The organism is Roseibium sp. M-1 (assembly GCF_054515675.1).
Window position 1 is genome coordinate 2,731,116 of record NZ_CM137257.1, and the last position, 12,533, is coordinate 2,743,648.

At 61.9% G+C, this 12,533-nt stretch carries 12 protein-coding genes and 1 pseudogene; 9 read left to right on the top strand and 4 right to left on the bottom strand.

Going from position 1 to position 12,533, the window contains the following annotated elements; all coding sequences use genetic code 11:
- Together ACX3M4_RS12305 and ACX3M4_RS12310 are read right to left on the bottom strand one after the other, a co-directional pair.
- Positions 1-1,866: a CHASE2 domain-containing protein gene (locus ACX3M4_RS12305; RefSeq protein WP_459358871.1), complete on the bottom strand. Its 1,866-nt coding sequence runs from the start codon at positions 1,864-1,866 to the stop codon at positions 1-3.
- On the bottom strand, positions 1,863-2,405 hold the full coding sequence (locus ACX3M4_RS12310) for a FecR domain-containing protein (RefSeq protein WP_459358872.1): 543 nt from the start codon (positions 2,403-2,405) through the stop codon (positions 1,863-1,865). Before ACX3M4_RS12310 ends, ACX3M4_RS12305 begins: the two co-directional genes overlap by 4 nt.
- A 123-nt stretch (positions 2,406-2,528) precedes the next feature.
- On the opposite strand from ACX3M4_RS12310, the gene ACX3M4_RS12315 reads away from it, so the two are divergent.
- The 4 genes and pseudogenes from ACX3M4_RS12315 (at position 2,529) to ACX3M4_RS12330 (ending at position 5,157) form a co-directional block, all read left to right on the top strand.
- Positions 2,529-3,230, top strand: coding sequence for a Crp/Fnr family transcriptional regulator (locus ACX3M4_RS12315; protein WP_459358873.1), 702 nt, complete (start codon positions 2,529-2,531; stop codon positions 3,228-3,230).
- 155 nt (positions 3,231-3,385) lie between these two features.
- Complete coding sequence (locus tag ACX3M4_RS12320; RefSeq protein WP_459358874.1) at positions 3,386-3,694, top strand: BA14K family protein; 309 nt, start codon at positions 3,386-3,388, stop codon at positions 3,692-3,694.
- 364 nt (positions 3,695-4,058) lie between these two features.
- Positions 4,059-4,169 (top strand): annotated as a pseudogene (locus ACX3M4_RS12325) (BA14K family protein); the annotation flags it as partial.
- A 211-nt stretch (positions 4,170-4,380) separates the two neighbouring features.
- Positions 4,381-5,157, top strand: a complete 777-nt coding sequence (locus ACX3M4_RS12330; protein WP_459358875.1) for a BA14K family protein — start codon at positions 4,381-4,383, stop codon at positions 5,155-5,157.
- Between the two features lie 98 nt (positions 5,158-5,255).
- On the opposite strand, the gene ACX3M4_RS12335 is transcribed toward ACX3M4_RS12330, so the two are convergent.
- Positions 5,256-6,833 carry a bifunctional AfsR/SARP family transcriptional regulator/alpha/beta hydrolase gene (locus tag ACX3M4_RS12335; protein ID WP_459358876.1) on the bottom strand — a complete coding sequence of 526 codons (1,578 nt, stop codon included), beginning with the start codon at positions 6,831-6,833 and terminating at the stop codon, positions 5,256-5,258.
- Between the two features lie 489 nt (positions 6,834-7,322).
- Between ACX3M4_RS12335 and ACX3M4_RS12340 the strand changes: the two genes are divergently transcribed.
- Both ACX3M4_RS12340 and ACX3M4_RS12345 read left to right on the top strand, forming a co-directional pair.
- Entirely contained in the window at positions 7,323-7,532 is a 210-nt protein-coding gene (locus ACX3M4_RS12340) for a cold-shock protein (RefSeq protein ID WP_459358877.1), read from the top strand.
- 143 nt (positions 7,533-7,675) lie between these two features.
- On the top strand, positions 7,676-7,870 hold the full coding sequence (locus ACX3M4_RS12345) for a hypothetical protein (protein WP_459358878.1): 195 nt from the start codon (positions 7,676-7,678) through the stop codon (positions 7,868-7,870).
- A gap of 276 nt (positions 7,871-8,146) precedes the next feature.
- Here the strand turns inward: ACX3M4_RS12345 and ACX3M4_RS12350 are convergent, their stop codons facing one another.
- Positions 8,147-9,013, bottom strand: a complete 867-nt coding sequence (locus ACX3M4_RS12350; protein WP_459358879.1) for an NAD(P)-dependent oxidoreductase — start codon at positions 9,011-9,013, stop codon at positions 8,147-8,149.
- A 126-nt stretch (positions 9,014-9,139) separates the two neighbouring features.
- Between ACX3M4_RS12350 and ACX3M4_RS12355 the strand changes: the two genes are divergently transcribed.
- From ACX3M4_RS12355 to ACX3M4_RS12365, 3 genes are all read left to right on the top strand, one after another.
- Positions 9,140-9,478, top strand: a complete 339-nt coding sequence (locus ACX3M4_RS12355; protein WP_459358880.1) for a winged helix-turn-helix transcriptional regulator — start codon at positions 9,140-9,142, stop codon at positions 9,476-9,478.
- Between the two features lie 107 nt (positions 9,479-9,585).
- Entirely contained in the window at positions 9,586-10,971 is a 1,386-nt protein-coding gene (locus ACX3M4_RS12360; RefSeq protein ID WP_459358881.1) for an aspartate aminotransferase family protein, read from the top strand.
- On the top strand, positions 10,934-12,364 hold the full coding sequence (locus tag ACX3M4_RS12365) for a glutamine synthetase family protein (RefSeq protein ID WP_459358882.1): 1,431 nt from the start codon (positions 10,934-10,936) through the stop codon (positions 12,362-12,364). Before ACX3M4_RS12360 ends, ACX3M4_RS12365 begins: the two co-directional genes overlap by 38 nt.
- The last annotated feature ends 169 nt before the right edge of the window (positions 12,365-12,533 follow it).

The following is a 12,533-nucleotide window of genomic DNA, read 5'->3' on the forward strand; positions in this document are numbered from 1 at the left end:
TCAGTGCCCGGTTGCCTCGGCGGGAACACGTGAAACTGCTTCCGTGGCGGTCCAAAGCGCAACGTCGATCGACTGCCTGCGCCCGCGGATCGGAACGGCCTGCAAACGCGGCGGTGTCAGAGTTTCCCGGCCGGCGCCGGTCGCAGCTTCCACCAACGCCGCCGACAGTGCGACAGAAGCCTCGAAGGACTTGCCGACCTCCATCAGCCGGCTGGCCACGTTTACGCAATCGCCGGTCGCGGCGATCTGCTGTTGGTTTTCGTGGCCGAGCCGGGACAGGACCACAGGGCCGAAATGACCACCCACGCGGACCTCGCGAATATCCGCTTCCAGACCGGAGGCTGCGATCCAGACGCGCACCGCGCGGACGAGATCGAAGGCGCAGAGGCAGGCGTCAGTGGCATCCTGCGGCCGGGGATCGGGAATGCCGAAACCGATCATGGCTCCGTCGCCCATGAAATCGAGGACAAGGCCGTTGTTGCTGCCCGCCTCGTTGACGACAAGCGTGTGAAACTGCTTCAGAACATCGCGTGTGCGAGCGGGGCCAAGCTTTTCGCTGAGACCCGTGTAACCGGCCAGATCGACGAACAGGATTGCCGCATTCTGCTCTCGCGGTTCGGCAAGAAAGGCTGGGTCTTCGGCAATGCGCTGCGCCAGATGCGGTGCCTGGAACCGGCTGAGCGCTTCCCGTGCGGCGACCAGACGGCGCATGCGGAACCAGTCGAAACCTTCCCGCATCACCGCCAGGCCGATCACCGGCGGCACGCTGGCGGCAATCGGCAAGGCACCGTTCAGCCAGATGCCATTGTTGAAGCAGACCACGGCCACCACCAGCCATCCGACAAGCAGCAACAGATAGGCGATGGTCGCGGTGGCGAGTGGCAGAAAGGCGATCACCACCATACCGAGAAGGGTGATGGCAACCGCTGCCAGTGCGTCGAAACGGCGAACCGTGCTGTCGCGCAAAAGAACCGACCCGTCCAGCAGGTTGGATATGCCCGTCGCCAACACCTCAACGCCCGGCAGGATCGGGTCGAAGGGCGACGAGAAGCGGTCGCCGACACCCGTCGCCGTCACGCCGAGGAGCACCATGCGTCCGTTCAGCCTGGACCTTTCATCCCCATAGAGGAGCGCCTGTGCGCTGACCGTCTCGATGGTCTTTCCCTTGCCGTAATAATTGAGGGGTTGCTGCCATTGCAGATCGAGCGGCTGCAGCCTTCCATCGAGGCGGACGCCTTCCGCCGTGATGGAAGGCATCTTGCCGAGATAGCTGGCGATGGCCTGCAGACCGAAGGACGGCGCCAATCCATCGCTCGTGTTGAAGATCAAGGGAATGTGACGCGGCGTGCCACCGGGGTCGGTGGCGACATTGACGAGACCGACAGCGGCCGCTTCTGCAAAGGGGCCATAGGGCCGCAGCTCGTTCTCCGGGGCGGGCACCAGCACGGTTGCCGCCCGTTCCAGTGGAAACAGGCCGCCTGCGGCAATAACCGTCGGCAATCCGGCCATCGCGGCCGCCAGTTTTGCATCGACGTCTTCGTTCGTCGGACCGGTCAACAGGATGTCGATGGCAAGAGCCCTCGCACCAGCCTCCCGGATGCCGTCCACAAGCCGGGCGAGATACGTCCGGTCGACCGGATACCGGCCGATGGCGTCGACGGTGGCGTCATCGATCGCGACGATGGCAACCGTCTCCGGAGCTTCACGCGGACCGTTTATCTGGATGCGCAAGTCGAGCAGCACCGTTTCGAGCCGGTCGACGAGGCTGGCTTGGCCGGCCACGTGGATCTCGGCCAGCCATCCCGCCCAGAGCGCGCCGCAAATCAGCGCCAGCACCGCAAGGCCAGCATAGAGCCTGGATCTCATCGGGCGAAACGGGACAACAGGCCCGCGGCCCTCTCCTGCGACCAGGTTGCCGGGGTAAAGGGCACGCCCGGCGAGACATCAACGCCTTCACCCGGGGCGAGCACCACCTCGTCCGAACCGTCGGGACGGGACACAGCCACATGGCCGCGAACCACGAAGACCGAGGTCCGGTCCGAGGAGACATCGACCGCATAGACCGTGCCGCGGACGGCGGCAATGGCATGGGGCGTGCGCACCTGGAAGGGGCCGCTGCCGGGATCGACGTCGATCAGCACCGCTTCACCGCTCACATCGACCCCGTCCGGCCGGATCTGGCCGCTGTTTTCATCGATGCGAAAGGCGGAAGCAGCTTCCGCCTCGATCACGAGACCGTTGGCACACTGAAAGACGACCCGCGGCGGGTTGGGCAGCTCCGCCCGTGTGCAGCCCGGCACCGGCTGCGCCATCGCAGGCGAGAGGACCGCGAACAGAACAAGGCACAGGGCCGTGGCGATGAACCCGGCCAGCGCACCTGTCACTCCAAATCGACTTTTTGACATCCGTTTCTCGATAAGCTTGTCAAGGGCCGGGACTACATCCCATAAGATATGCTCATGGTATGACATATAGACCGTTGTAGCCACCGTTGTGCTGGCGGCAAAACTCCAAGGAAAGTGCGAGACATGGCCAATGACGAGGGATTGAACAAGGAAAAGCTGCTGGGACAAAGCTTTATTTTTCAAGCCCTTGACGAGCAAAGCCGGCGGGACCTCGCAGCCTTTGCCCATGTGAAACGCTTTTCCTCAGGCGAAACGATCTTCGACATGGGGACGCCCGGCCAGAGCATGATGGCGATTGCGGAGGGCACGGTCAGGGTCAGCATGCCGACACCGAATGCGCGCGACGTCACCTTGTCGGAACTCCATGCAGGCGATGTCTTCGGCGAAATCGCACTGCTGGACGGGGGCGAACGGTCTGCGGCTGTGCGTGCGCTGACCAATTGTACTCTCGTGGTACTGGAGCGCCGGTCGCTGCTGGAAGTGCTGCAGCGCGACCCCAAACTTTCCATCCGCCTCATCGAACTGCTGTGCCAGCGGGTCCGCCGTTCCGACGAGCGCATGATGGAGATCGCCTTTCTCGGGCTGCCGGAGCGGCTGGCGCGCCTGTTGCTGCGCCTCACGGTGACGGCACCCGGAAGTGCCGACAAGCCGTTGACCAAGCTGTCGCTCTCCCAGTCGGAAATTGCCGGCATGATCGGCAACACGCGGGAGAACGTGAACCGGTGCCTGCGCAAATGGCAGCGCGCCGAGCTGGTCGAACTGAAGGAAGGCTGGCTGATCCTCCGCGACCGGGAAGGGCTGGAAGATATCGCGGCGGCCGAATAGACTGCCGCCAGAAACAATTTTGCTATTAAATTCAATTTCTTAATTTGTTTTTATTCCGGACGGTGTCGTGCGTCACAGGTCCCGGTTCCTGGTCTCACTTAGGTAATGGTCATCGGCGGACGAGATGCCGCCGGTACCAAACCAAGGAGATCTAAATGTTCAAGAAAGCCATTTTCACGACCGTCGCCGCTGCCGCCCTGGCCGCGACCGCTTTCGGCACTTCCGCCATTGCCGGCGGTTACGGCTACGGCAACAATTACGGCAACAGCTACGGCAACAATCATGGCGGCGGCTATGGCGGCTACCAGCAGGAACGCACCTACGACAACGGCCGCAAAGGCAACTGGCAGCAGCACGTCGACTGGTGCTACGGCCGCTACAATTCCTACCGCGCCAACGACAACAGCTACCAGCCCTATGCAGGTCCGCGCCAGCAGTGCTGGTCTCCCTACTACCAGGGCTGATGAACGGACCTGATCGCCTCATCCGGTGAACGCCACGGGGCGGAAGCTGAACGCAATGCGACGGGCAAGAGCCCCTTCCGCTCCGCCGGCCTTCCGGTCACCCCAAACCCAGGACATCAGGCCCAAGACTTCAGGTCCAAGACTTCAGACCCGTCCCTCTTCGTCGGGACCGCAAACCCAGAAAAGGAAAGTTGAAATGATCAGGAAATCCATGATCTCGGCCACAGCTGTCGCCGTTCTGGCCATCACCACCGCCTTGACCGGCACCACTGCAGCTTCGGCCGGCGGATATGGCTACGGATACAAGCACGGCCATCACAAGAAGATCATCATAAAGGTGCCGGCCGCGATCGGCTGGAAGCAGCATGTCGCCTGGTGCCACGACCGCTACCGCTCCTACCGGGACTGGGACAACACCTTCAAACCGCATCACGGTCATCGTCAGCAGTGCTGGTCGCCTTACTACCGCGGCTGATCTGCAGGAAGTCTCTCCGGTCAAGCCGGCTTTCACACCGAAGCCCGTGCGACCTTCCCATATCCCCCGGCCCGGCGCCGGGGGATTGCTTTTTGAGCCCCGGTTTCCGGCACTTTTCTCAGTGCCGCGCGTCACAGGCACGCTGCCGGGTCAATCCCCAACTTGCTGATATTGGCGGAAAAATCGCCGCTCCAGGAATGAAGGAAAAGGCATGTTTCGAAAAACATTTGTTACAGCTCTGACAGCCACGCTGATAGCGGCCGCAGGGACCACCGCCCTCACCGGAAGCGCCTCGGCGGGCGGTTATGGCTATGGATATGGCAATGGCGGCGGCTATGGTGGCTACCACCAACCGAATGTCCGCGTGCGCAAGCAGATCGTCCGCCGTCACAAGGCTCACCACGGCAAGACCCCGCACGAAAAATGGTGTTATGGCAACTATCGCTCCTACCGCGCCTTCGACAACACCTTCCAGCCCTATGACGGTCCGCGCAAGTTTTGCGTATCGCCGTTCACCGCCGAGCGATCCGAGCCGCCGGTCGATCTGACGGCAAAGGCAGTCGTGCCGGCCGACGGGCTGCGCGACGAATTCGGCAATCTGCCGGAAACTCTGCCGCAGGGCGAAACTGCACCGCAGCTGACGGTTGCGCCGCCGGCCAGTGCCTCGCCGGAGGCCAACCTGACGCCCGGCATCGACGAGACCCTGCGCGATGAATTCGGGAACCTGCCAGAAGTCCTCCCGGCAGCTCAGCCGAATGCCCGCAATGGCGGAGCCACCACGCCAGAAGCCAATGCGGCACCGGACACTGCACCCGGCGCTGAGATACAGGCAAATGGGGAAGCTCTGTCTAACGCCCCCGCAAAGGCCGAAGTCGAAGCACGGGGCGTCGACCCCGCACGGGCAGTTGGCGGCGAGAACACCGATCCGGCAGAGCTTGCAGCACAGGCCGATACGGCCGAAAGGGATGCGCCTCAATCGGCCAACTGACGGCCGGCCTCCCCGGCATTCGCCCTCATGGCACCTGCAATCCCCTGGCGTCCGCGCCGGGGGTTTGTGTTTCGGTCTATCGAGTCCGGTTTCCGGTCTTAAATTCCGTGTTTTTTCAAGAATGCGCCAATCGCTTCCACGCAAACCTGCCAGGCCGGCTCCTGGTCGACCAGAATGTGGTTGCGGCTTTCCAGCGCCACAAATTCAGCCCCCGGAATGCCGTCGGCAACCGCCCGGCCAAGGTCGAGGGGAATGCGCTGGTCGTATCTGGAATGAAGGACAATGGTCGGGGTCGTCACCTCGGCGAGCCGGTGACGGACATCGATGTAACCAAAAGCGTCCTGAAAGCGGGCGGCATTCCTTGGGGATGTCGTCAGACGCTGGAACTCGTCGAACCAGTCCAGGGTTTCAGGGCTCGCGTCCGGCATGAAAGTCTGTGAAAAGATATGCCGGTAGGCCGGGTTGTCCGTTCCCCAGCCGAGTTCCGTCAGTGTCAGCACCGCTTCGCGCCGTGCCTGTTCTTCAGGACTTGCCAGATAGCGCCATCCGGCCGCATAGCCGCTGATCAGGATCAGCGCCGAGACGCGTTCGGGATGGCGGACCGCGTATTCGACAGAAACCGCGCAGCCCTGCGAAATGCCGAGCAGCGGAAACCGCTCCAGGCCGAGCGTGTCGGCCACTGCTTCCAGATCCTCCACAAAGGCGTCGAAACCAAGATCCTTTACGTCCCAGTCGGAGAGGCCGCAGCCGCGTTCGTCATAGCGGATGAAGGTGCGTTGGCGGGCAAGTTCGGCAAAGCTGCGCCCCCAGATCGGGCTCGACCAGTCGAATTCGAGATGGTTCAGCCAATTGGCGGCCTTCAGGATCGGCGGGCCCGAACCGATGCTGGCATAGGCGATCTTGGTGCCGTCGGCGACCTCGCAAAATCCGATCCGCTGTGCTCTCAGCGCCTCGGCCCGGGCCTTGCGGATACGATATGCAGGATCGGTCGGCCGGAAGACTATCTCGTCGCGGCCGCCAGCCGGGGGTGAGACGGCAGTCTCCACCGCCACCTGACCGGCCTCGGCAGGCCGGCTTCGACCAAGCGTTTGCCGATAGGCTTCCGCGCCGTCGGGGTCCTCTTCCTGCCACAGGCGCTGCCATTTGCGGCCGGAGACCGTGCTCGTTTCCGGATGGGTCGCGAGGCGTTTGTAGACGTCGACCTGGGCAACCCGGACGTCTTCGCGCTCGGCCGTCAGCCAGGCGTCGAAGGCTTCGTCGCCGGCCCCGTCCAGTCCGTCGAGCAGCATGTCCCCGAGCCGACCTGCCATCTCTTCCAGCTCGGTCAAACCCGCCGGATTGTTGCGGTCGCGCAGGCGCGCATGGATCTGGAGGATATCGACGCCGATCCCTTCGGCATCGAACTGAACGCGTTCACGGTCGGCAATGATCCTGAGCCGGTCGGGTGTATCCACCGCCCGGCGCAGTTTGCTCAGCGCCCAGCGCAAGGCGGCCTTCGGATCGTCGGGCAGGTCCCAGAAAAGTTCACACAGTCGCTCGCGCCGATGCGGACGCCCCGTCGCGATGAGGAAAGCCAGCAACGCCCGTGCCTTGCGGGAGGCAGGCAGGGGGACCTCCTCGCCCAGCGCCTTGACACGCAGCTCTCCAAGGAGCGAAATTTCCAGAGAGTGGGACATCTATGTCACTGAACTTTCTCTATAAATGTTCCCCTCGAGTGTCTTACCATCGAAACGGTGACAGTGACAACAATGCCATGATGGTCCCCACAGGGCGGACCGGGCCGGACCCCGTCAACCTCCAGACAATGGTGGACTCGCGGTGATCTGCGGCAAGGCACAGACTGGCAACAACGTTTCGGATTTGGCGCGGAACGCTCGCAAATATTTCACGCCCGGTCCCGAACATTTCACAAAAGTGCAATAAATTAACCGACACTTTACCTGCCTCAAGATTTTGAGAACATTTTTTGGGCAGCTTGGAGATCCGCCTTGATTTGACCATTGTTTCAACTTATGAATCGCTCATCGATATTGCTAGACGAACTTTGTGACTGCGCGGCTTGCCGCGGCCTGAACGATCTTCCCCTTCAACGTCGACCTAACCGCTTTGCTCCGCGCGTTGCGAGGCTGGCACCCACTAAAATGACCGATTGAAAGGTTATCGTTATGACCGTTGGAACCGTTAAGTTCTTCAACACCACCAAAGGCTACGGCTTCATTTCTCCGGACAACGGCGGCGGCGACGTCTTCGTTCACATCTCCGCAGTTGAGCGCGCCGGCATGCAGAGCCTCGTCGAAGGCCAGAAGGTCAGCTTCGAAGTCGTGCAGGACCGCCGTTCCGGCAAGTCCGCCGCCGACAACCTTCAGGAAGCTTAATGCTTCAAGCGCCTTTGCGCCGTGACCACGGATGTACTGGCACGCACAGAGGCGCAACCGAAAGGCCGGGTCACCCCGGCCTTTTTTGTGTCTGTAACAATCTTCGCCCATATATCATCCAGCTATCGGATGGAGACGACCGGATGCCCTCGTCCAAGGACTATGACAGCCCTATGCGGACACGGCGGGAAACCGCGGAAAGCAAGGCGGAAACAACCAGGCGCATCGCGCGGGAAATCAGCCTGACCGAGACCGAGGAACGGGACGCCAAAACCGCGCGTCTCAAGGCGGCCCGGCTGGCGAGCTTGTCGCCCAAGACGGAATCTGCCGTAGATTGAAACCATTCCCTGCAAACCGGTTTGCAGGGATTCGATTACCCGGTGCACTTCAACATCAGCGACGGAGCGATCTGGGGTTCGGCTTGCGTTGTCTTGCGCAGCCTCTTGATCCCTTGGCCTTGCCCGCTGGAGCATGGCTTGACGCCCAGCCATGCTCCAGGGCTTCTTCCATGGCTACAGCGTGTCGCGTTCATTTGAATTCACGTGACCCGCTTTACCTCTTTCTTGACGCACGTCTTTTTGCGAAAAACCGGAACCCGCTTTTTCGCGACGGCTCTAGGTCCGCAGGACCTTTATCAGAGCAGCCAGCTCCTCGTCGGCAAGGCCGGCCTTGTCGGCGCGCTGCAACCAGCCATCCACAACACCCGGTATTTCCGTGTTGAGACCAAGTTGCCGGGAACTTGCCAATATGCGGCGCACGGCGGGAACGGAGATCCTCAACGGACTTTCCGTGACCCGGAAATCCCCTGAGGCGATAACCTCGCCCTCGTGCTGGAAGAAGGCACCGAAACTCGGCGAGATGGCATTCACCAGCCTGGCGTAGGTGGCCACATCGATCTGCGATGCTTCTGCGATCAGCGCACCGTGCAGGAAGCCGGCAAACGACCCGTAGACATAGGACAGCGTTGCCAGGTCCATGTAGGCTGCAGCTTCGGGTTCTTCACCGAGGTAGACGGGATTGCCTGCAAGAACTTTCAAGAGCGGGAAGGCCTCTTCAAAGCTTGCCTTTGCACCCGATACGAGCAGCGGTGTGTTGTCCTCTCCCATCTGGCTTGGCGCTGCCTGGATGGCGCCGTCGAGATATCGCCCGCCCTTCCCGCGCACATGGGCTTCAACGCGCCTCACATCGTCCGGACCGCCGGTTCCCAGATTGATGACGAGCCTGTCCGCCAACGCATTCGAAACATGTTCTGCGGCCAAAACGGCGTCGACCGCATCATAATCGAAGACACAGACGATCGTTACCGGGCTCGCCGCGATGGCCTCTGCCGGGGAAGCGGCAAGGACCGCTCCGCGATCCACCAGTGCCGCCGCTTTACCGGCGCTACGGTTCCAGATGCTGACCGATTTACCTGCCTTGATCATGAGGTCCGCCAGGGTAAAGCCCATGGGTCCAAGGCCAATGATTGTTACGTCGCTCATCCAAACTCTCCTTTTGAGGTTGTGACCGGAGAGTTAGAAGCGCACTGTAAATGGAACAAGTACCTACAAATTTGTAAGGTACTCACCCTTTGGTAAGAATTGCGGCAAAAGCTGGAGAAAATTGATTTGTCCAAACGGGATTACGATTGCGGCATCGGACCGGCCTTCGAGGTTATGGGCGGTAAATGGAAGGCGGGCATCCTGTGGGAACTTGCTGCGGGACCGGTCAGATTCGGCGAGTTGCGCCGTCGGCTGCAAGGCATCAGCGAAAAAATGCTCATACAGCAGCTGAGGGAACTTGAGCGCGATCTTCTCGTCACGCGCAAGGTCTACCAGGAGGTTCCACCGAAAGTGGAATATGAACTCACCGACTGGGGGACCAGCCTGAACGGAGCACTGTCTGCGGTCGCAGATTGGGGCGAAGCCTACGCAAGGGCGACAGGCCGATATCCTGCTTTGCCCTGATTGACGAACAGGAAAAGAGCCCACATTGTCTGACGGACAAAGCTGACGCTTCGAAAGCGGAACCCGACATGCGCTCTTTGTCATCTGGACGCATCGAGCATAGACGAATGGATTTTCGGAAATTGAAGGAAGAAGATCGAATCGCGGGCATAGCGACTACGCGAATAGTGGCGTTCAAGGCGCAAGCGGACGAGGTCTTCGAGACAGCCCGTCCGAAAACCAGGGCAGCGCTCGCAAACGGGGCCGGCCATTATCTCGACGGTGTACCGATGCACTGGATGCGGGACTGGCCGCAACCCTTCCCGGTCCTCGTTTCGGAGGCTTCGGGTGCCACGATCCGGGACATCGACGGCAACGTCCTCGACGATTTCTGCCTCGGCGATACGGGCTCGATGTTCGGCCATTCGCCGGAACCGGTCGTCCGGGCCATAAAAGCGCAGGCCGGCAAGGGCCTGACCTATATGCTGCCGACCGAAGATGCCCTCGCTGCAGGAGAGCTGCTCGCCGAGGTCTTCGGCCCGATGCGCTGGCAGATCGCCACCACGGCAACCGATGCCAACCGCTTTGCACTCCGTGTCGCACGCGCGGTCACGGGCCGCAAGAAGGTGCTGGTCTTCAACGGCTGCTATCACGGTACCGTGGACGACGCGATGGTGACACTCGCTGACGGCCGCACGGTGATACGCCCCGGTCTGCTCGGCCAGGCGAGCGATCTGTCGCTCACGGGCGTCTGCGCGGAGTTCAATGATCTTGATGGCGTGGAGGCTGCCCTGGCCGGCGGCGACGTCGCGGCGATACTCACCGAGCCGGTGATGACGAATTCCTGCATGGTTCTGCCGGACAGCGGCTTTCACGACGGCCTGCGCGAACTGGCGACCCGTCATGGCGCCTTGCTGATCATCGACGAGACGCACACGATCTCGTCCGGTCTCGGAGGCTATACGCGCGTCCATGGCCTCCAGCCAGACATGTTCGTTGCCGGCAAGTGTATCGCCGGCGGCATGCCGACGGCGATCTGGGGCATGAGCGAGGCCATCGCAGCGCGCTATCTTGAGGTCAATGCCAACCGGCCGTCGGGCCATTCGGGCATGGGCACGACCCTTTCCGCCAACCCGATGCAGTTCGCCTGTTTGCGCGCGACGCTGTCGGAGGTGATGACCGGGGCGAACTACCGCAAGATGGAGCAAGGAGCCGCCCGGCTGGCGCAGGGCCTCGGCGAGGCTATCGCGGCACACGGCCTGCCGTGGCAGGTGGTGCGGGTCGGAGCCCGCGTCGAGTTCATCTGCCATCCCGACCCGCTGAAAAACGGTGCAGAAGCCGCATCCGCCCATCATCCGGAGCTGGAGGCGGCTATCCATGCCGGTCTTCTCAATCGCGGCTGCCTGATTGCCCCCTTCCACAACATGATGCTGATTTCACCGGCGACGGAGACGGCGCAGATCGATCGTCTCATCGATGCCTTCGACACGGTCATCAGCGAACTCAACGGATAGAACCTTGACCACTCAAAGCCCGAACGGGACCTCACCGGCCGAAGCGGAAGCGTTTCTTCAAGCCCATCCGGACATCGAGGCCATCGACATCATCCTGCACGATTCCAACGGCATCGGCCGCGGCAAGATCATTCGCCGGCATGAGCTTCTCAGCCTCTATGCCTCCGGCCGGCACATGCCGATCTCCATTCTCGGCCTCGATATCTGCGGCGAGGACGTGCACGAGACCGGCCTGATCTGGGATCAGGGCGACGGCGACCTGCGCGGATGGCCGATCCCCGGAACCTTGAAACGTCTTCACAACACCACGCCGCCGCGCGCGGAAGTCCTGATGTCGCTCTTTGAGCTCGACGGTCGGCCGATGACCTCCGATCCCCGGCATGCGCTGCAGTGCCAGGTCGATGCGCTTGCCGCCGAAGGCCTGCAGGCGTCGGGCGCCTTTGAACTTGAGTTCTTCCTGCTTTCAACTGAGCGCGGCCCGGATGGACGGGTGATGCCGGCCGCCGATGTCCTTGACGGACGCCAGAGCCACAAGACGGAGGTCTATTCCGTCGATCACCTGCACGGCATGCTGCCGCTGTTCTCGGACATCTATGCGGGCGCCGAAAAGGCCGACATCAAGGCCGAGACCATGATTTCCGAATATGCCCCGGGCCAGTATGAGCTGACACTTCATTACCGCGAGGATGTCATGCAGGCCGCGGACGACCTGATCCGCTTCAAGCGCATCGTCCGCGCCCAGGCACGGGCGCATGGGGTGATCGCGTGTTTCATGGCAAAACCGGTGGAGCGCTACGCCGGCTCCGGCATGCATTTTCACGTCAGCCTGCGCGATGATGCCGGTCGGAATGTCTTTATCGAAGAGACGGAAGGGGCCTGGTCGCCGACCCTGCTCCACGCCATCGGCGGCCTGCGCGAGACGATGGCCGAATCCATGCTGGTCTTTGCCCCGCATGCCAATTCCTGGCGCCGCTTCTCCTCGCAATCCTATGCGCCGGTCTCCCCCTCCTGGGGTCATAACAACCGCTCCGTCGCCCTTCGCGTGCCTGCCGGCAGCAAGGCAGCAAGGCGGATCGAACATCGCCCGTCCGGCGTCGATGCAAACCCCTATCTGGTGGCGACTACCATCCTCGCCGGCATTCGCCATGGTCTGAACAACCGCATAGATCCGGGCCCCGCTATGGAGGGCAACGCCTATCAGGGCGAAGATGATCTTGCCATTCCGCGCGACTGGGGCGAAGCCATCCGCGCTGCAAAGGGCTCGAAGTTCCTGACCGAGGCGCTCGGCGAAGACATGCACCGCACATTCACGGCCGTGAAGGCGGCGGAATATGCACGCGTTGCCCGCACCATCTCCGACGTCGACTACGATCTCTATCTGCACACCGCCTGACAGACAGAGACACAACGCCTCCTGCCGGCACCGATTGCCGGCAGAGCGGACAAACCGCGCCCGCGCGAAAAGCAAGCCGCCTTGCAGTGTGCGTTTCGTGATGTTCAGTCCCCGACCTGAGACACAGGTAACCTACCGTTCCGCACACACAGGTGACGGTTTTTACCGG

Excerpts from the sequence above, each read along its gene's own strand:
- ACX3M4_RS12365 (WP_459358882.1), top strand. The coding sequence starts at position 10,934 with ATGCCTTCGACACGGTCATCAGCGAACTCAACGGATAGAACCTTGACC.
- ACX3M4_RS12335 (WP_459358876.1), bottom strand. The coding sequence starts at position 6,833 with ATGTCCCACTCTCTGGAAATTTCGCTCCTTGGAGAGCTGCGTGTCAAG.
- ACX3M4_RS12360 (WP_459358881.1), top strand. The coding sequence starts at position 9,586 with ATGGATTTTCGGAAATTGAAGGAAGAAGATCGAATCGCGGGCATAGCG.
- ACX3M4_RS12310 (WP_459358872.1), bottom strand. The coding sequence starts at position 2,405 with ATGTCAAAAAGTCGATTTGGAGTGACAGGTGCGCTGGCCGGGTTCATC.
- ACX3M4_RS12340 (WP_459358877.1), top strand. The coding sequence starts at position 7,323 with ATGACCGTTGGAACCGTTAAGTTCTTCAACACCACCAAAGGCTACGGC.
- ACX3M4_RS12315 (WP_459358873.1), top strand. The coding sequence starts at position 2,529 with ATGGCCAATGACGAGGGATTGAACAAGGAAAAGCTGCTGGGACAAAGC.
- ACX3M4_RS12320 (WP_459358874.1), top strand. The coding sequence starts at position 3,386 with ATGTTCAAGAAAGCCATTTTCACGACCGTCGCCGCTGCCGCCCTGGCC.
- ACX3M4_RS12350 (WP_459358879.1), bottom strand. The coding sequence starts at position 9,013 with ATGAGCGACGTAACAATCATTGGCCTTGGACCCATGGGCTTTACCCTG.
- ACX3M4_RS12345 (WP_459358878.1), top strand. The coding sequence starts at position 7,676 with ATGCCCTCGTCCAAGGACTATGACAGCCCTATGCGGACACGGCGGGAA.
- ACX3M4_RS12305 (WP_459358871.1), bottom strand. The coding sequence starts at position 1,866 with ATGAGATCCAGGCTCTATGCTGGCCTTGCGGTGCTGGCGCTGATTTGC.
- ACX3M4_RS12330 (WP_459358875.1), top strand. The coding sequence starts at position 4,381 with ATGTTTCGAAAAACATTTGTTACAGCTCTGACAGCCACGCTGATAGCG.